This is a genomic window from Brevundimonas sp. GW821-FHT12E07 (assembly GCF_058807035.1).
Map to the genome: position 1 here is coordinate 20,545 of NZ_JBXAQH010000006.1, position 17,640 is coordinate 38,184.

General features: G+C 68.8%; 16 protein-coding genes and 1 riboswitch. Of the genes, 5 read left to right on the forward strand and 11 right to left on the reverse strand.

All coding sequences use genetic code 11. The features are described 5' to 3' along the window. Positions 1-8: 8 nt before the first annotated feature. The 3 genes from AC1ROD_RS18380 to AC1ROD_RS18390 all read right to left on the reverse strand — a co-directional run bounded on the left by AC1ROD_RS18380 (position 9) and on the right by AC1ROD_RS18390 (position 2,604). A complete protein-coding gene (locus tag AC1ROD_RS18380; protein WP_492949703.1) occupies positions 9-797 on the reverse strand; it encodes an ABC transporter ATP-binding protein in 789 nt (262 codons plus the stop codon). Between the two features lies 1 nt (position 798). Next, on the reverse strand, positions 799-1,368 hold the full coding sequence (locus AC1ROD_RS18385; protein WP_492949704.1) for a TMEM165/GDT1 family protein: 570 nt from the start codon (positions 1,366-1,368) through the stop codon (positions 799-801). Positions 1,369-1,465: 97 nt separating this feature from the next. Continuing rightward, a riboswitch (yybP-ykoY riboswitch) is annotated at positions 1,466-1,619 on the reverse strand. Positions 1,620-1,851: 232 nt separating this feature from the next. Continuing rightward, positions 1,852-2,604: a phosphatase PAP2 family protein gene (locus AC1ROD_RS18390; RefSeq protein ID WP_492949705.1), complete on the reverse strand. Its 753-nt coding sequence runs from the start codon at positions 2,602-2,604 to the stop codon at positions 1,852-1,854. Positions 2,605-2,933: 329 nt separating this feature from the next. Between AC1ROD_RS18390 and AC1ROD_RS18395 the strand changes: the two genes are divergently transcribed. Continuing rightward, entirely contained in the window at positions 2,934-4,826 is a 1,893-nt protein-coding gene (locus AC1ROD_RS18395; protein ID WP_492949706.1) for a ribonucleoside-diphosphate reductase subunit alpha, read from the forward strand. Between the two features lie 196 nt (positions 4,827-5,022). After that, positions 5,023-6,018, forward strand: coding sequence for a lipid A-modifier LpxR family protein (locus AC1ROD_RS18400; RefSeq protein ID WP_492949707.1), 996 nt, complete (start codon positions 5,023-5,025; stop codon positions 6,016-6,018). A gap of 73 nt (positions 6,019-6,091) precedes the next feature. Here the strand turns inward: AC1ROD_RS18400 and AC1ROD_RS18405 are convergent, their stop codons facing one another. The 3 genes from AC1ROD_RS18405 to AC1ROD_RS18415 form a co-directional block, all read right to left on the reverse strand. Further along, positions 6,092-7,054 carry a magnesium transporter CorA family protein gene (locus tag AC1ROD_RS18405; protein ID WP_492949708.1) on the reverse strand — a complete coding sequence of 321 codons (963 nt, stop codon included), beginning with the start codon at positions 7,052-7,054 and terminating at the stop codon, positions 6,092-6,094. Positions 7,055-7,075: 21 nt separating this feature from the next. Next, entirely contained in the window at positions 7,076-7,618 is a 543-nt protein-coding gene (locus AC1ROD_RS18410) for a CHAP domain-containing protein (protein ID WP_492949709.1), read from the reverse strand. Between the two features lie 72 nt (positions 7,619-7,690). After that, complete coding sequence (locus AC1ROD_RS18415) at positions 7,691-8,875, reverse strand: acyltransferase family protein (protein WP_492949710.1); 1,185 nt, start codon at positions 8,873-8,875, stop codon at positions 7,691-7,693. 24 nt (positions 8,876-8,899) lie between these two features. Between AC1ROD_RS18415 and AC1ROD_RS18420 the strand changes: the two genes are divergently transcribed. Further along, positions 8,900-9,358, forward strand: coding sequence for a hypothetical protein (locus AC1ROD_RS18420; protein WP_492949711.1), 459 nt, complete (start codon positions 8,900-8,902; stop codon positions 9,356-9,358). Between the two features lie 23 nt (positions 9,359-9,381). On the opposite strand, the gene AC1ROD_RS18425 is transcribed toward AC1ROD_RS18420, so the two are convergent. Further along, a complete protein-coding gene (locus AC1ROD_RS18425; RefSeq protein ID WP_492949712.1) occupies positions 9,382-9,825 on the reverse strand; it encodes a COG3650 family protein in 444 nt (147 codons plus the stop codon). A gap of 92 nt (positions 9,826-9,917) precedes the next feature. Here AC1ROD_RS18425 and AC1ROD_RS18430 point away from each other — a divergent pair, with 92 nt between their 5' ends. Then, entirely contained in the window at positions 9,918-11,090 is a 1,173-nt protein-coding gene (locus AC1ROD_RS18430; RefSeq protein ID WP_492949713.1) for a DNA cytosine methyltransferase, read from the forward strand. A gap of 7 nt (positions 11,091-11,097) precedes the next feature. Here AC1ROD_RS18430 and AC1ROD_RS18435 read toward each other — a convergent pair whose 3' ends face one another. After that, complete coding sequence (locus AC1ROD_RS18435; protein WP_492949714.1) at positions 11,098-11,412, reverse strand: hypothetical protein; 315 nt, start codon at positions 11,410-11,412, stop codon at positions 11,098-11,100. 424 nt (positions 11,413-11,836) lie between these two features. Between AC1ROD_RS18435 and AC1ROD_RS18440 the strand changes: the two genes are divergently transcribed. Then, on the forward strand, positions 11,837-13,192 hold the full coding sequence (locus tag AC1ROD_RS18440) for a peptidoglycan DD-metalloendopeptidase family protein (protein ID WP_492949715.1): 1,356 nt from the start codon (positions 11,837-11,839) through the stop codon (positions 13,190-13,192). Between the two features lie 198 nt (positions 13,193-13,390). On the opposite strand, the gene purH is transcribed toward AC1ROD_RS18440, so the two are convergent. From purH to rpe, 3 genes are all read right to left on the reverse strand, one after another. Further along, complete coding sequence (gene purH, locus AC1ROD_RS18445; protein WP_492949716.1) at positions 13,391-14,995, reverse strand: bifunctional phosphoribosylaminoimidazolecarboxamide formyltransferase/IMP cyclohydrolase; 1,605 nt, start codon at positions 14,993-14,995, stop codon at positions 13,391-13,393. Positions 14,996-15,111: 116 nt separating this feature from the next. Then, positions 15,112-16,953 carry a heparinase II/III family protein gene (locus AC1ROD_RS18450; protein ID WP_492949717.1) on the reverse strand — a complete coding sequence of 614 codons (1,842 nt, stop codon included), beginning with the start codon at positions 16,951-16,953 and terminating at the stop codon, positions 15,112-15,114. Beyond that, the gene (gene rpe / locus AC1ROD_RS18455; protein ID WP_492949718.1) at positions 16,950-17,609 is read right to left on the reverse strand and encodes a ribulose-phosphate 3-epimerase; all 660 of its coding nucleotides are present in this window, start codon (positions 17,607-17,609) and stop codon (positions 16,950-16,952) included. The genes AC1ROD_RS18450 and rpe overlap by 4 nt, the downstream gene beginning before the upstream one ends. Positions 17,610-17,640: the final 31 nt, after the last annotated feature.

A 17,640-nucleotide genomic window follows, 5' to 3' on the forward strand; every position in this document is an offset into this window, starting at 1 on the left:
GAGACGGGTCAGTCCAGATCGGCGCGATACCAGTCGCCGCGCCGCGCGACCGTCGTTTCCAAGCCGAACAGGTCGGTCAGGACGGGATCGGTCAGCACCTCCGCCTTCGTCCCCGTCGCCAGCACCCGCCCCTCGCGCAGCAGGATCAGCCGGTCGATCTCGGGCAGGATCTCCTCGACGTGGTGGGTGACCATGATGAGGGTGGTCCCGGAAGACGCCACGCCGCGCAGGGCGTCGAGGAAGCGGCGGCGCGTGGCCGGATCGAGGCCGGCGCAGGGCTCGTCCAGCAACAGGGCCTGGGGGCGGTGGACCAGGGCGCGGGCGATGAGGACGCGGCGCGCCTCCCCCGTCGACAGGGTGGCCATGCGCCGCCCGATCAGGTTTGAGGCGCCCATCCGCTCCAGCGCCTCGACGGCGGCGGCGCGCATCTCCGGCGACACCTTGTGATGCCGCCACAGCCCCCGGGCGGCGAAGAAGCCGGACAGGACGGCGTCCATCACCTCCAGAGACTCTTCTCCCGCGAGGTCTGCGTGCAGCGCCGGGGAGACGATGCCGAGGCGCTTGCGCAGTTCGAACACGTCCCAGCGGCTCTCGCCGAAGATGCGCACCCCCTCTCCGCCCCCGGCCGGATAGAGATCGCGGGCGATCAGCCGGACGAGGGTCGACTTGCCCGAGCCGTTGCGGCCGAGGATGGCGGTGTGGGCGCCAGCGGCGACCGAGAGGCTGACGCGGTCCAGCAGGACCGCGTCGCCGCGCGTAACCGAGACGTCGTCTATCGAGAGAAGCGGTTCGCTCACCTTACCCCGCGATCAGGATCCACAGGCCCGTCAGGGCGAAACCGGCCGCGGCCGCCATGCGGATATACTTCAAGGGAAGGCGTTTGGCGGCCGCCTCGCCCATGAAGACCGCCGGGCCGTTGACCAGCATCATGCCGAGCGTGGACCCAATGACCACGAGAGGCAGGTTCTCGAACCGCGCGGCCAGACCCGCCGTGGCGATCTGGGTCTTGTCGCCCATCTCCACGAGGAAGAAGGCGACGGTGGTGGCCCAGAAGATGGCCAGAGAGGTACGATGCGGCTTCACCGTCCCTTCGTCCTCGTCGAGTTTGTCGGGGATCAGGGCCCAGCCGGCGAAGGCCAGGAAGGCGAAGCCGATGATCCACTTCATCCACGGGCCGGACAGGTAGTGGGCGGCCAGTGTGCCGGCGAGGGCCGCCAGCGCATGGTTGAACAGGGTCGCGACCAGAATGCCGAGGATGATGGGGACGGGCCGTCGCCAGGTGGCGGCCAGGGCTATGGCCAGCAGCATGGTCTTGTCGCCGATCTCGGCGATCGCGACCAGGCCGGTCGAAATAAGGATGGGTTCCATGGGTCGTCACTCGGGCGGGGTCGTGGACAAGACGAAAGGCTCGCACGCCAGACGACCCCGCAGAGGTTCGCCAGCGCGAAAGCCAAAGGTCTTGCCAGGGATTCCTTTGACCCTATCGCTCGGCGCGCGGCGCCTCGCTGCTTGAGGGTCGAGAGAATCCTGTCCGCGCCATCGATGCGCCGAAGCGAACCGAAGTCTGTTGACGCGAGCCCCGCTGGAGATGCGGGCGGCTACTCCCCAATGACAGGGCGGCCTTTACGGTGCGGCGCAGCATCGAGGCAAGCGAGAGCGACTCGCAAGTTCGGGAGGGAGGGCCGGGAGCCGCTTCAGCCCCCCTCCATTCGGAGTGGTACGTCTGACCCCATTGGCGGGCGGGGCGGAATGGCGGAGCTTTCAGTCACCGCACGGAGGCCCCACCCCGGACGGAATGGGCTCCGCACGAGGATTGTCAGGCCGTGCGGAGCCCGTTTTTCCTTTCAGGCCTCAAGTCGCCGGCGCCTCGACCGCAGGCGCCGCCTGATCCTGAAGCGCCGCATGGTGACGCTGCTGGCGCCGGGCGACGGCGTAGGAGACCAGCCACAGGGCCATGGCCCAAGCGGCGCCGACACTCCAGCCGGCGAAGACGTCCGTGGCCCAGTGGGCGCCCAGGTAGATGCGGCTGAGCCCGACCAGCAAGGTCATCACGATCGCCATGCCCATGACGTAGGCCTTGAGCCGTCGGCGCGGAAAGGCGCGCGTCAGCATGACGCCGAGGCTGAGATAGAAGACCGCCGACAGGAGGGCGTGGCCCGACGGGAAGCTGGCGTTGAGGGTGTGGACGCTCTGATACTCCACGGGCGGTCGCGCCCGCTCGAACACCGCCTTCAGCCCTTCGGACAGCGCCAGCCCGCCCGCCAGGCCGACGACCAGCAACAGGGCCGACAACCGCTTTTGCAGCATCAGCAGAAGGCCGACCGCCATCAGGGCGAACAGGACGAGAAGCGCCGTACTGCCCAGGGAGGTGATGTCGGCCGCCACGATCCCGGCCCAGGGCGGTCCCAGCGGGCGCGCCGGATCGCTCGCATAGGGATGCAGCGCGTGCAGGATCGCCAGGTCGAAACCCTGACTGTCGGCCTCGCGCGAATCCTCCGCCAGATCGGCGAAGGTCGCGGCGCACAGGGCGATGATGGCGAATGCGGCGAGGGCCGCGATCTCGGTTCGCGCCAGGGTCAGGGCGCGGCGTGCGAAGGGGATCACATTTGGTGTCGGCATGGTCCGTGAACGGTCAAGCTGGGGCGCCGTTCCGGAAACTTTTCACTGTCGATTCAGGCGCCGATTCGATTCACGAGTTCGTGATTCCGGCGAAGCCTCCCCCGTCATCCCCGCGTCACGGCCTTCACGCACGCTTTCCACAGCGTTGCCCCCTGTCTTTCGTCTGATTCGCCTGAGAAGTGAGCGTCAAGACGTTGACGGCTCGTTAGGCATCTGCGCCCTATATGTGGGCTCGGGGAGCGCTTTGGCCACTAGATGATGTGTCCCGGCGCTGAGCGGCTTCACTTGCGCATTTGTTCAGGACGTTGACGATCATGGCTGGCCTAGAGGCTTACAAGACCACGGAATTCGCTACGCTTTCCGGCGAAACGGACGCCACGCGTCCGCAGCTGTCCGTGGTTCGGTCGCTGGAACTGGACCGGTCGCGCGACGACCTGCTGACCGATTTCGGCAAGAAGACGCTGGAGGATCGCTACCTGCTGAAGGGCGAGAGCTACCAGGACATGTTCGCCCGGGTCTCGACGGCGTTCTCGGACGACGCCGACCACGCCCAGCGCGTCTATGACTATATGTCGAAGCTGTGGTTCATGCCCTCGACGCCGGTGCTGTCGAACGGCGGCGCGGACCGCGGTCTGCCCATCTCCTGCTTCCTGAACGCGGTCGGCGATTCGCTGGACGGCATCCAGTCCGTGTGGAACGAGAACGTCGCCCTGGCCTCGAACGGCGGCGGCATCGGCACCTACTGGGGCGGCGTCCGCTCCATCGGCGAGAAGGTCAAGGGCGCGGGCCAGACCTCGGGCATCATCCCCTTCATCCGCGTGATGGATTCGCTGACGCTGGCGATCTCGCAGGGCTCGCTGCGCCGCGGGTCGGCCGCCGTCTATCTGGACGTGCACCACCCCGAGATCGAGGAGTTCCTCGAAATCCGGAAGCCCTCGGGCGACTTCAACCGCAAGTCCCTGAACCTGCACCACGGCATCAACATCACCGACGAGTTCATGGAGGCCGTGAAGGCCGGCGGCTCGTTCGGCCTGCGCTCGCCCAAGAACGACGAAGTGCTCAAGGTCGTGGACGCCCGCTCGCTGTGGCAGAAGATCCTCGAGATCCGCCTGCAGACCGGCGAGCCCTATCTGATCTTCTCCGACACGGTGAACCGGCAGATGCCGCAGCACCAGAAGGACCTGGGCCTGAAGGTCAAACAGTCCAACCTGTGCTCGGAAATCATGCTGCACACGGGCCGCGACCACCTGGGCATCGACCGCACCGCCGTCTGCTGCCTGTCGTCGGTCAACGCCGAGAAATTCCTGGAGTGGCGCGAGGAGCCCCGCTTCATCGAGGACATCATGCGCTTCCTGGACAATGTCCTGGAGGACTTCATCCGCCGCGCCCCGCCAGAAATGAAGGCGGCCGTCTATTCGGCCAAGCGCGAGCGTTCGGTGGGCCTGGGCCTGATGGGCTTCCACTCCTTCCTGCAGCAGCAGGGCGTGGCCTTCGAAAGCGCCATGGCCAAGTCGTGGAACATGCGCCTGTTCAAGCACCTGCGTCGCGAGGCCGACAAGGCCAGCCGTCTGCTGGCCGAGGAGAAGGGCGCCTGCGAGGACGCCGCCGAGCGTGGCGTCATGGAGCGGTTCTCGCACAAGCTGGCCATCGCCCCGACCGCCTCGATCTCGATCATCTGCGGCGGCACGAGCGCCGGCATCGAGCCGATCCCGGCCAACATCTATACTCACAAGACCCTGTCGGGCTCCTTCGCGGTCAAGAACCCCTATCTGGAAGAGGTTCTGGAGGCCAAGGGCCAGAACACCGCCGGCGTCTGGTCCTCGATCCTCGAGCATGAGGGTTCGGTCCAGCACCTCGATATCCTGAGCGACGACGAGAAGGGGATATTCAAGACCGCCTTTGAACTGGATCAGCGCTGGGTCGTGGAACTGTCGGCCGACCGCTCGCCGGAAATCTGCCAGGCCCAGTCGATCAACCTGTTCATCCCGGGCGACGTCAACAAGTGGGACCTGCACATGCTGCACTGGCGCGCTTGGGAGACCGGCGTGAAGTCGCTGTATTACCTGCGGTCCAAGTCGGTCCAGCGCGCGGCCTTCGCCGGCGCCGACGACAAGGCCGAGGCCGAAGGGACCGAGGTCGATCCGAACCAGCCCGACCTCTTCTCGGCCGCCCGCACCGACTATGACGAGTGCCTGGCCTGCCAGTAAGGCCTGAATGACGCCCTGAGCCGGGGGTGGGGAACAGACCTCCGGCGCATCGGCAATCGACCGGACCCCTCCCTCCGGGAACCGACCGCTCCACACCCGCGTTGGTCGGGTGTCAGGATTGTGTCGTGAAAAAGTCGTTTGGCGTCGGCCCGGATTCGAGTCAGGGTGGCAGACGTTAACGGCTGTGAGGGGACCGTTGAAGCGTTTCGGTAGTGTCATTGTGGGGTTGGCAGTCTTCGGGGTCTCCGCGATCCCGGCGTTCGCCCAATCGACTCTGACCCCCGAATGGGCCCGGTCGCAGGAAGTCCAGGCCCTGCATCAGCAAGGCGCGCCCGCTTCCGCCCCCGTCATTCGCACCGCCGCACCTCTGGTTCCCGTCAGCGGACCGGTCAGCGGCGCCCCCGTCAGCCGAGCCGGAACGCCCTCGCAGACGGCGCGGCTGAACCAGCAATCCTACGCCGCGCCCACCGGGCCGGCCTCCGGCTTCGGCCCCTCCATCGATTTCCAGAGCGACTATCCGACCAACCGCTACGCCCCGGCCGCGGAACGCGTCTCGCCCTTCGCGGCGACCAGCCGTTCGGACCTCTGGCGCGAGGGCGAGGGCTATACGGACAGGCTGCGGGTCACGACCCACGGCGCCCTGAGGCGTGCCGACGGCTCCCCCCTGCCCCCGACCCTGCATGACGACTCAGACTTCGCCGTCGACGGCTATGACGTGACCTATACGCGCGGCTGGCCCGTGGCGCGGGGCTATACGGCCTCGGGTCTGGAAGTCAGCCTGACGCCCCACGCCGGGATCGGCGTCGGCGACGAGGGCGGCTCGGCCGAGGCGGGCGCGACGCTGAAGATCGGCTCCGACATCGAACGGCTGGTGCCGCGCGGCTCCAGCGCCTTCGGCCAGCGGTCGCGCTGGTATCTCTATGCGGCAGGCTCGGGTCGGGCCGTGGGCTATAATTTCGCCCGCAACCGCGACGGCGACTATCTGCGCTCGGGCATGAGCCAGGAACGCAGTTCGTCCTTCCTCGGCGACGCCTCGATCGGGGTGGCCATGCGCCGCGGTGACATGCAGACCTCGTTCGGCGTCGTCTATCGCGAGCTCAAGGCCGACGGCATCCACAGCGGCACCGGCATCGACCGCGATGTCGCCGAAGGCCTGGTCGCCTTCCAGTTCTCGATCCGCCCGGAGAGATAGGGACCAGGGTGCGACCTTGGCCCACGTCTGTCTCCCGCTTCCTGATCCCTGGTCCCTCTTCGCTGGTCCCTGCCTAGAGCCAGCCCTTCCGCTTGAACCACAGCAGCGGCAAGGCGGCGGCGGCGACCATGGCGACCAGGGCGGCCGGATAGCCCCAGGTCTCATGCAGTTCGGGCATGTGCTCGAAATTCATGCCGTAGATGGCGCCGATCAGGGTCGGGGGCAGGAAGGCCACGGTAAAGACCGAGAAGACCTTGAAGATTGACGACTGCTGGATGTTGATCATCCCCAGCGCCGCCGAGAGCTGGAAATTGATGCCCGCCGCCACGGCCTGGTTGTGGGCGATCAGGCTGGCGGCGTCGCCGCTGAGCGACTTGAGGTGCTCGCGCGAGTCCGGGACGTGGTCGATCCGTTCGTCGGAGGCGACATAGACGAAGATGCGCGACAGGCCGGCCAGGGACTGTTCGATCCGGGCATTGGCGATATGGGCGCGGCCCAGTTTGGTGATCAGGTGTTCGAAGCCGACCGGCTTGCCCTCGGCGAAGACATGGTTGGCGACCGCGTCGACCTTGTTGGCGTTGACCGACAGGATGTCGGAGGCCCGGTCGATGATCGCCTCCATCAGGTTCAGGAACAGGTCCGCCCCGCTCGAGCACAGATTGGGCTCGCGCTCCATCTTGTCGACCAGCATGGTGAAGGGCTTGGGGTCGAAATAGCGGATGGTGACCAGCGGCCCCTTGGTCAGGACGAAGGTGACCGGGTCGATGGTCGGGGTGTCGGCGTCGCCGTTGTGGATGATGTCGGCGGTGACATAGGTGGCGCCGTTCTCACGATAGAGGCGGCTGGAGGCCTCCAGCTCGGCCATTTCATCGCGGGTGGGGACGGACAGGCCGAGCGCCTTTTCGACCGCCCGGTCCTCGTCCGGGGTCGGGGCGACCATGTCGATCCAGAGGGCGTCGGGGGGCAGGGTCCAGTCTGCGATCGGGCCCTGAACGGGCTCGCAGACCCCGCTGCCGGCGTGACAGACGCGGATCACGCCACGCCGCCTGTGTGGACTTTAGTTTTGAGCGCCGACGGAAGCGGCCGGGGCGTCCGTCGCAGCCATCTGGCGGGCGCCGTCGAAGGCGTCGCGCGCGCCGTTATAGATGAACCCGTAGGTCGGATAGACGGTCGTGCCGAGGTCATGCACCGGGCTGTACCACACCTTGACCTCGCTCCAATCGTTCTGGCTGGAAACGTCGACGACGGTGACGTTTTCCTCGACCTTGCCGCGGCTGCCGCCCCAGTTGGCGTGGGTCACGCGGATCACGCGATCGGTCAGGATGTCGGAGACGACGGCGACGTGGCCCTTGTTCATGCGGCCCTCGGGACGGAACACGAGGACCGAGCCGGTTTCCGGCGCTCGGCCCGTGCGGAACTTGTCCACGGCCTGCGACCACCAGGTCCAGGCGTCGCCGAAGATCTGGATGCCCGAGAACATCCGGGCGAACGTCACGCACTGCCAGTAGGGATCGTCGGCGCGGGCCGCGGACGGCGTGGCGCCGACCGCGAAGAATCCGAGAGACGCTGCAACCACAGCGGCGGCGAGCCGTTTCTTCATGCCGTCTATGTGTCCGATTGTTACGCCCGACCCTTGGGTAGACGATTAGCCTCTCAGGGGAAACCCCGACTTTCAGGCGAGTGATTGTGCGCTGCGAGAGAGCTTTGCTGCAGTGCGACGACCGGCCGCCAACCCCTTCAATGCCCGCCGGGCGGGGAATTCCACGAGGTGGTAGGACACGGCCGCGACCAGCGGCAGGGCCAGAACGATCGCCAACCACACGAAAACGTGAAGATGCTTGTCCGGGGCGTTGGTGAGCTTGGCCGCCAGGTTCACCGCCAGCAGCTGCCACGGCACCACGACCATATAGACCGAATAGCTGATCTCCCCGAGATAGACGGCGGGCTTCGACGCCATCCAGCCGGCGCGGGCGTTGGGCAGGCTGGCCAGACCCAGGATCAGGGCGCCGGCGAGGGCGACGATGATCCCGTCCCACAGCTGAAGCGCGGCGGCGGCGATCATCAAGGCGGCGGCGGTGGCGGCAATGAGTCCGGGCATGGCGAGCGGCGCGCGGCGGAAGGCCAGGTAGAGGGCGCAGCCATAGGCGAAGCAGGGCACGATCCTGAGGGCGCCCCAGGCGATCGTGGCCTCGGTCAGGGGAAAGCCCGCCAGGCGCGGAAAGACGAAATAGAGACCAGCCAGCAGCACCAGGGCGCCGGCGACGGCCATGACCGGCCGACGGCGCAGGCGCCAGGCGACGAAGGCGAAGACCGGGAAGGCGAGATAGGCGAACCATTCGGCCGAGATCGACCAGGAGCGATGGTTCCAGCCGGCCTCAGGCGCCAGACCCCAGGCGTGGACCATGAAGAGGTTGGCGGGCAGGGAAGCCCAGCTCATGACGCTGCCGTCGATGCTCATCCCGGCGAACAGGGCCGCAAAGCCCAGGGCCATGACGGCCAGCAGGGTGGCGATATGCAGCGGATAGACCCGGGCGATCCGCGCCCAGAGGAATTCACGGTAGTTGAAGCGCTTGTCCCCCGCGCCAGCTCCGAAGGGGGCCAGATAGACGTGGCAGAGGATGAAGCCCGACAGGACGAAGAAGAGTTCGACGCCCAGATAGCCCTTGGCGATCACCGCCGGCTTGAAGGTCACCGCCAGATTGTCCCACAAGGCGTAGACGGCGACCCACATGGCGGCCATGAAGCGCAGGGCCGTCAAGGAGCGCAGGTCAGTCGGAGCCCCGTTCGCCTGCACCAGATGGTCGGCGAAATCTTGATCCACCGGACGGTCCTGGGCGGTGTTGTGCGTCTGGGTCATGCCATGAGTATGGGATGTTGAACTTTGAGAACCGTTAAAGGGGCGCCCGATCGCCCCCTCATCGCAATACAGTTCATCATCGCCCGCGCCGCCGTTCGGGCGAAGATCACCCAGCCCCAGGCGCTGGCGGTCGTCGCGGGCGCGCTCGGTCTTCTCGTCAAACACGCCGACAGCGAAGCCGTCGAGGCCGCGCTCGCGGCCATGCCTGGTGCGGCGGCCCTCGCCCGTTCCGCGGAGGCAAGTCCGCCCAAACCCGGTCTTTTCGGAGGGCTGCTCAAGGCTGCCGGCGGCCTGTCGGGCGCCGTCGTCGCCGACGCCGTCGGCCTTATGGACCGCCTGAAAGAGCTGGGCCTGGAACGCGTCGACGTCAAACGAACGCTCAGATCCGTGCGAGACCAGGTCAGGGCCTCGACCGGCGAGGATCTGGTGGGCGATGCGCTCAAGACTGTGCCCGGGGCCCGCGCCCTCCTTGGCGAAGGCTGAAGGCGGTCAGGCCCGTTTGCAGTTCAGGCGGGGGGCTGGCTGTTCAGGAAGGCCTGGGAGGCGGCGCAGCCGGTCAGGCTGACCTCGCCCATCTCGACCTTTGCGGTGAGCGGATAGAGGCGGTCGCTCATCCCGTCCGAACATTCGGTGGCGATCAGGGTCACGACCATCTCGGCCCCGTCTTCGGTGGCGGCGGTATAGACGGCGGTGGTGCCCTGGACGACCGGCTGGGGGTTGGCCGCACGCTGCTCGTCGCGGTCGACGCCGGTATAGACCATGGCGTCCCTGGTGATTTCCACACTCCAGAAGGGTTCTGTCCCCAGCGCGCGCAGCGGCTGGTTCAGATCGACGCCGCCCAGGCTGACCGGGGTCGGGGCGTCGGCCGGGGCCTCGGTCTTCTCGGTCGTGCCCTGCGAACAGGCGACGGCCATCAGAACGAGCGGGGCGGCGAACAGGATGGGGCGCATCGATCGGGTCCTTTCCAGAGGCCCGGTTATGGGCGCCACCCGCCCCCTTGGGTCAAGTGGTCAAGACTCTCGGGGGCGCCTAGAGTTCGCTCATGACGATTCGGGCGGACAGGACAGGGACGGCAGGCCCGATCGAGGGCGGCGTGCTGGAGTTCTTCGCCGGCGGCGGACTGGCGGGGATCGGGCTGGCGAGCGCCGGCTTTCACACCCTGTTGGCCAATGACATCGACCCGGCCAAGGCCCGCGCCTTTCGCGCCAATCACCCCGAGGTTCCGCTGCACGTGGGCGACGTCTGGGACCTGAGCCCCGCCGACCTGCCGGGCGCGCCCGATCTGTGCTGGGCCTCGTCCCCCTGTCAGGACGTCAGTCTGGCCGGCGCGCGCGGGGGGCTGGAGGCGCGGCGGTCCGGAGCCTTCTGGGGCTTCTGGCGGCTGATGCAGGGACTGGCCGACGAGGGACGGGCGCCCCGGGCGATCGTCATCGAGAATGTCGTCGGCCTTTTGACCTCGGCCGGGGGCAAGGATTTCGCCGCCGTCTGCCAGGCGCTGGGCGAAGGCGGATATCGGGTCGGGGCGCTGGAGATGGACGCCGGGCTTTGGCTGCCCCAGTCGCGGCCGCGGCTGTTCATCGTGGGGCTGAAGGACGCGGGCGCCGAGATGGCGGTGCTTGAGACGAGAGGGCCCGGCGTCTTCCACTCGCCGCGCCTGATCGCAGCCCGTGACCGCCTGCCCGAGGCGGTGAAGGCGAACTGGGCCTGGTGGTCCCTGCCCGCCCCGCCGCGCCGCAACCTGGACCTCGCCGCCGTGCTGGAGCCGGATGCGGCCGTCGACTGGTTCGATGCGGGCCAGACCAGAGACCTGCTGGACCTGGCGGCGCCCCTGCACCGGGCGCGGCTGGAGGCGGCCCTGGCTTCGGGCGAACGCCGCGTGGCGGCGGCCTTCCGCCGGGTGCGCACCGAGAACGGGATCAAGGTCCAGCGGCTGGAGCTGCGGCTGGACGGGCTGGCCGGCTGTCTGCGCACCCCGTCGGGCGGATCGTCGCGTCAATATGTGCTGGTCTGCGAGGCGGGCGCGATCCGGGCGCGGCGCCTGACCGGACGCGAGACGGCCCGGCTGATGGGGCTGGGCGAGACCTACCGCCTGCCGTCGAGCGAAAGCGCGGCGCTGAAGCTGATGGGGGACGCGGTCGCCGTGCCGGTGGTGCGGGCCCTGGCCGAAGGCCTGCTGGCCCCGGCGCTGGGGCTGAGGCCCCAGATGGCGGCCTGATCGTCGCCTAATAGATCAGGTCGTCGTCGTCCTTCGACCGGTTCTCGTCGCGGCCGGGATCCAGACTGTTGTCGACGCGGTCGTCCCAGCCCTCGCGGTCCGAGCGGAAGGCGAGGCTCATCAGGGTCCAGCTGAGCGCCACCGTGCCGAGGATGCCCAACCCCATGGCGATCCAGCCGTGGATCGACAGGGCGCCGCCGCCGATCAACCGCCAGAACCAGGCGAGGCCGAGGGTGCAGACGGCCGCGATCGCGCAGGCCAGACCGACGGCCCCCGAAAGGCGCCAGAGCCGTGGCCAGAATGGTGAGACGAGGCGGGACATGATCCAGTTTCGCACAGGGTAGAGGCGGCTCACAGGGCCGAACCCCGTACGCCGGGCCGCGAAATCGCGCCTGAACGTAAAATTGTTTGAGTGGTTTCTGCGAGCGCCTCGCAGGGACTTGAGTTGCTTTGAGGCCACGCGCTGTGACCTTGAAAACACCTTTAGTCTAACTGAACTACTGTCAGTTGCGCGAAACGGCTCAGCTGAATGTCTTTGGTTATAGACTGATCGCGTGTTCGGCGAAAACGCCCGGAATATCGGGAATACAGGCGGGATTCACACCTGTTAACCGTTTGTAACGGACTGCTTCCCATTGTGACACCAGCAGGCTATACGGCTTGTCTCGCGACACCGGGGGACACCGGGCGCGATCCTTGCATACTGTTGCGTGGCGCCATCGGGCGTCGTCATTTCCTGGGGACCGATGGCTCAGTTCGATCCACGCCGCCAACCGACGCGTTTTGCACCGCATCTGCTGACCGCCGCCGCTGCGCTGACGGTCGCCATGCTGGCCGGTCGAGTCTATCAACCCGCTCTGGCGGCGGAAGTTCCCGAACTGACCTCTCAACAGGTGGCCAATCTGGAGGCGCGCGCCTTCGCCTCGGCCAACGCCCCCGAAGGCCTGACCGCCCCGGAAGCCGTCAACGTCCAGATCCGCAAGGGCGAGACCTTCGAACAGGCCGTGCGCCGCACCGGCATCGGCGAGGCCGACGCCCACGCCGTCGCCGAGACCATTTCCAACGCCTTCGACCTGGCCGACCTGCGCGCCGGCCTGAAGTTCGAGACCGCCATCTCCAAGCCGCGCGGCGGCATGGGCGAGGCCCGACTGATCGGCCTGACCATGCGCACGGGCCCGGCCAGCCAGCTGACCGTGTCGCGCAGCTTCGACGGCGCCCTTCGCCTGCGCGCCCTCGACGAGAAGGTCACCCATGAGATCGTCGTCGCCCACGGCGCGGTGAACTCCTCGCTGGCCTCCTCGGCCGGCGCCTTCGGGGCCACCTCGGCCATCATCCGTCGCGCCACCCAGGTCTTCTCGGGCAAGGTCGACATGCGCCGCGACGTGCGCGGCGCCGACGAGTTCACCCTGGTGTTCGACCGCTCGGTCACCGAACAGGGCCGCACGGTCTCGACCGGCGACCTGATGTACGCCGAGATCAAGGGCCAGGCCTTCTATCGCTTCAAGCCCGCCGGCGTCCGTGAGGCCGCCTATTTCGACGCCAGCGGCAAGAACCTTCGCACCACCGCCATGCGCGCGCCGCTGGCCACCTTCCGCCGCATCTCCTCGGGCTTCGGCGTGCGGGTCCACCCGCTGTCGGGCTTCCGCAAGATGCACCAGGGCATGGACTATGCGGCCGTGACCGGCACCCCGGTCGTGGCCCCCGCCGACGGCGTGGTCGTCGAGGCCCGCCGCTGGGGCGGCTACGGCAACTGGCTGCGTATCCGCCACTCGAACGGTCTCGAAACCGGCTATGGCCACCTGTCGCGCTACGGCTCGGGCATCCGCGCCGGCCAGCGCGTGTCGCAGGGCCAGATCGTCGCCTATGTCGGCACGACCGGCGCCTCGACCGGCCCGCACCTGCACTATGAAATCTGGCGCGGCGGTCAACGGATCAATCCGGCCTCGGTCCGCACCTCCGAGGGCACCGTTCTCGCCGGCGCCGACCTGACTGCCTTCCGCGCCGAAAAGGCCCGTATCGACCGCATCATCGCCCAGGGGGGCGAGCGCAAGCCGGCGACCATGCAGGCCGACGTGCAGGGGCTGCGTCCCGCGCAGGGATAAGACGCTCCTCCAGACTGAAACGAAAAACGGCGGCCCGATCGGGCCGCCGTTTTGCTGTGTGGATCCTCCCCCATCGGGGGAGGGGGACCCCGAAGGGGTGGAGGGGGCCAACTGCGGACACCGCATCTGGCCTGAGCCCCCTCCGTCTCCTCGCAAGGGCTCGGAGCCACCTCCCCCGATGGGGGAGGATTTAGGTCCTTAGTGCCGGAACACCCGCACGCCGGTGAAGGCCATGGCGATGCCCTTTTCGTCGGCGGCGGCGATGACCTCGGCGTCGCGCATGGAGCCGCCGGGCTGGATGACCGCCGTGGCGCCGGCCGCGACCGCTTCCAGCAGACCGTCGGCGAAGGGGAAGAAGGCTTCCGACGCGCAGGCCGAACCCTCGGCGAGCGAATGGGCCAGACCCTTGGCCTCGCCCGCTTCACGCGCGCGGATGGCGGCGATACGGGCCGAGTCGCGGCGGTTCATCTGGCCGGCGCCGATGCCCGCCGTCTGGCCGTCCTTGGCATAGACGATGGCGTTGGACTTGACGTGCTTGGCCACGGTGAAGGCGAACAGCATGTCCTGGATCTCGGTCGGGGTCGGCTGACGCCGGGTCACGATCTTGAGGTCCGAAGGCTTGATCAGGCTGCGGTCGCGGCTCTGGACGAGGAAGCCGCCGGCGACCGAGCGGAAGACCTCGCCCGCGCCGTGCGGGTCCGGAAGACCGTCCGTGATCAGCAGACGAAGGTTCTTCTTGGCCGCGAAGATTTCCTTCGCCTCCTCATCCGCGCCGGGGGCGATGACCACCTCGGTGAAGATGTCGGTGATGGCGCGGGCGTCGGCGCCGTTCAGCGGACGGTTGACGGCGATGACGCCGCCGAAGGCCGAGACGGCGTCGCATTCCAGGGCGCGGGCATAGGCTTCGGACAGGTCCTTGCCGACGGCGACGCCGCAGGGGTTGGCGTGTTTGACGATGACCACGGCCGGCTGTTCGAACTCGGCGACCAGCTCATAGGCGGCGTCGGCGTCGGCGATATTGTTGTAGCCCAGTTCCTTGCCCTGGATCTGGGTCGCGTGGGCGACGCCGGGGCGAGCCTCGCCGGTGCGGTAGAAGGCGCCGGTCTGGTGCGGGTTCTCGCCGTAGCGCAGGGTCTGGGCCAGCGAACCGGCGATCGACTTGCGGGCCGGGGCCGCGTCTTCCAGCTGAGCCGCGAACCAGCCCGAGACGGCGGCGTCATAGGCGGCGGTGCGGGCGAAGGCGCGGGCGGCGAGGCGCTTGCGCAGGGCCAGATCGGTGGAGCCGTCGGCCTTCAGGGCCTCGACGATCAGGGCGATGGACTCCGCGTCGACGGCGACGGCGACATAGCCGTGGTTCTTGGAGCCCGAGCGGATCATGGCCGGGCCGCCGATGTCGATGTTCTCGATCACGGCGTCGAAACCGGCGCCCGAGGCGACGGTCGACTCAAACGGATAGAGGTCGATCCAGACGATATCGATCGGGCCGATGGCATGTTCATCCATGGCCGCCTTGTGCTCGGCCGCGTCGCGCACGCCCAGCAGGCCGCCGTGGACCACGGGGTGCAGGGTCTTGACCCGGCCGTCCATCATCTCGGGGAAGCCCGTCAGGTCGGCGACGTCCTTGACCGGCAGGCCGAAGCCCGCGATCGCCGCCCGGGTGCCGCCGGTGGAGACCAGCTCGACGCCCGCGTCGTGCATGGCGCGCGCCGCCTCTTCCAGACCCGCCTTGTCGGACAGGGAGATCAGGGCGCGGACGGGCTTCACCCGGTCGGGCGCGGGCGGGAAATCGGGGGCTGCGGGCATGGGTTTCGTCCGGGTCGGGAGAATCGGGGAGCGATTGCGCGCGCCCTTAACACTCATGAACCGGGGCGTCACCCGCCGAGGGGGAGAAACAGCCCGGATCGCCCGACTTTGACGTCCTAGACCGGATCGCCCGCGGCGCCGGCGGGGCTGAGCTTCCAGCGGATTTTCGTTTCCGCGTCGGTGCGGGCCGAGCCGCGCACGACGATCTGCAAGGATCGCCGGGTCAGGCCGTCGTCGATATGGACGCTGGGCTCGATGGCCACGTCGGGGCCGTCGGTGCGGAACCACCAGCCGCGCCCGGAATGGCCGCGCAGCAGGATGGAGCGGCGGTCGCGGGCCAGGGAGGCCTGAACGCCGGGCTCCAGATGGAAGCGGACGGCATAGGGGGCGGCGATGGCGCGCACGTCCTCCTCATGCCCCGGGGCCGGGTGCAGCCGTTCCTCGGCGCGCAGTTCGTCCAGACGCTGGTCCAGATAGAGGCGGCGCTGGTGCAGCAGGCCGAAGGGCACGGCCCAGCCGTCATGCTCCAGTTCCAGCCAGACGGCGCCGTCGCCCTCGCGGTGCTCGTTGGTGACATGGATCGGCCGGCCGATCATGCGCGGGCCGAGAAGATCGCCCTTCCAGCCGCCCAGCGGATCGCCGAGCGAGATCTCGCCCAGCGTCAGGGTGGTGTGGGCCGGGGTCAGGCGCAGGCCCTGACGGTCGCCCGCGCGGGGCGTCCAGCCGCAGCCGGTGATCAGACGGTCCTTGCCGCAGCAGACCTCCAGAGCGAGCGGCTGGGCGCAGGCGGCCTCGCCCCAGGCGCCGTGCGACAAGGTCCCGGTGTCGGCGACGACGGTCAGCAGCGAGCCGTGGATGCGGCGCAGGCCGCCGACGATGCCGGCGAGCGGCGCCTGGGCCGCCGGGGTCTGGGTCCAGTCGTCATGGGCGCGGGCGGCGGCGACGAGATCAGCCTTCGACGGCCCGCCGCCCTGGAAGCTGGTCAGACGGCCGTCGGGCAGGGTCTGGACCCTGAGGGCCGAGGTCAGGCGCTGGATGGCCCCGGCGGCGGCCTCGGACAGGGGCTCCGACAGTTGGGACAGGGCGTCGTCGAGGGTCAGCAGGTCGAGAAGCAGGGTGAGCCCGGCCTCGGGATTGCGCGAGGCGTGGCCGCCGTCGCCCTGGACCGTGACGCGCAGTGCGCCATTCAGGCGCCCCAGCGCCGCCTTGCGGATCGAGACCCCCGGCGGTCCGGCGAGGACGCAGCCGGCCAGGGCCGCGGCGATCATCCGCTCGGCCTTGCCCGCCAGCCCGCCGGGCGGACGCAGCAGCTGACGCCCCTGACGGGCGAGAATGTCGCACAGCCGCAGCCGCTCGGCCTCGGTGGCGACGGCGCCCATGCGACGGGCGGCGCAGGACAGGTTGAACACGCGACGGGCGAGGACGGCCGGGTCCCAGGCGAAGGGCGACCAGCGGGTGAAATGATCGGCCCAGGCCAGGGTCAGGCGCAGGGCCTCGCGCGCGCCCCGGTCGCCCTGAAGCATCAGGGCCGGCATCCAGGCGAAGGCGTGCAGGTCGACGGCGAAGCTGCGAGAGGGGCTGGGCCGGTCCCACGGATCCTCGGGCGCCGCGACCTCGAGGCTGACACCGGCCAGGGTGAAGCGGCCGTCCAGCACGGACTTGCCGAGCGCCGCATCGGCGGGGCGGAAGTCGCGCGGGGTGGCAGCGAGCGCCGTCGCCTTGCCCCCGCTCAGGGCGCCGGCGAGGGTCAGGCCGTAACCGGGCAGACCATAGAGCTCGATCCACATCTGGCGCGTCAGCAGCCGGCCGAGGATGGCGGGCCACATGGTCGGGCCGGTATGGGGGCCGCCGGAGCGGATCGGGGTGCGTACGGGCGCGCCTCTCAGCCCCGGAATGGCGCCGGGCGCGGGACCCTCGGCCTCGGCGGACCGGGGAGCGAAGGGGCCCAGCGGATTCACGCGGCCTTCAGCGCGGCGATATTGGCGGCGTAGGCGTCGGGGCCGCCCTTGAAGACCGCCGTGCCCGCCACGAGGGCGTCGGCCCCCGCGGAGACGCAGGCGCACGCATTGGCGGCGGTGACCCCGCCGTCGACCTGCAGATGGGCCTTCGATCCGGCGGCGTCGAGCAGGGCCCGGGCGCGCTCGATCTTGCGCAGCGAGCTATCGATGAAGGACTGGCCGCCGAAGCCCGGATTGACCGACATGATGAGCACCAGATCGACCAGTTCGATGACATCCTCGAGCACGCTCAGGGAGGTGCCGGGGTTGAGCACCACGCCCGCCTTGGCGCCCAGCTGACGGATCCGGCCCAAGGTCCGGTGCAGGTGCGGCCCGCTCTCGGGATGGACGGTCAGGATGTCGGCGCCGGCGTTGCGATAGGCCTCGAGCCAGGGATCGACGGGGGCGACCATCAGATGGACGTCGAAGGGCAGTTTGGTGTGCGGGCGCAGGGCCTTCACCACGTCGGGGCCGATGGTGATGTTGGGCACGAAATGGCCGTCCATGACGTCGACATGGACCCAGTCGGCGCCTGCCGCCTCGATGGCGGCGACTTCAGACCCCAGCTTGGCGAAATCGCTGGCGAGGATCGACGGACAGATCAGGGGCGCGGTCATGCGCACGGGATACGGCGGGTCGCGCCGGGGA

Bases quoted from the DNA above. Each gene is read 5' to 3' on its own strand.
- AC1ROD_RS18435 (WP_492949714.1), bottom strand. From the start codon at position 11,412: ATGTCCCGCCTCGTCTCACCATTCTGGCCACGGCTCTGGCGCCTTTCG.
- AC1ROD_RS18425 (WP_492949712.1), bottom strand. From the start codon at position 9,825: ATGCGCCCCATCCTGTTCGCCGCCCCGCTCGTTCTGATGGCCGTCGCC.
- AC1ROD_RS18385 (WP_492949704.1), bottom strand. From the start codon at position 1,368: ATGGAACCCATCCTTATTTCGACCGGCCTGGTCGCGATCGCCGAGATC.
- AC1ROD_RS18415 (WP_492949710.1), bottom strand. From the start codon at position 8,875: ATGACCCAGACGCACAACACCGCCCAGGACCGTCCGGTGGATCAAGAT.
- rpe (WP_492949718.1), bottom strand. From the start codon at position 17,609: ATGACCGCGCCCCTGATCTGTCCGTCGATCCTCGCCAGCGATTTCGCC.
- purH (WP_492949716.1), bottom strand. From the start codon at position 14,995: ATGCCCGCAGCCCCCGATTTCCCGCCCGCGCCCGACCGGGTGAAGCCC.
- AC1ROD_RS18440 (WP_492949715.1), top strand. From the start codon at position 11,837: ATGGCTCAGTTCGATCCACGCCGCCAACCGACGCGTTTTGCACCGCAT.
- AC1ROD_RS18410 (WP_492949709.1), bottom strand. From the start codon at position 7,618: ATGAAGAAACGGCTCGCCGCCGCTGTGGTTGCAGCGTCTCTCGGATTC.
- AC1ROD_RS18430 (WP_492949713.1), top strand. From the start codon at position 9,918: ATGACGATTCGGGCGGACAGGACAGGGACGGCAGGCCCGATCGAGGGC.
- AC1ROD_RS18395 (WP_492949706.1), top strand. From the start codon at position 2,934: ATGGCTGGCCTAGAGGCTTACAAGACCACGGAATTCGCTACGCTTTCC.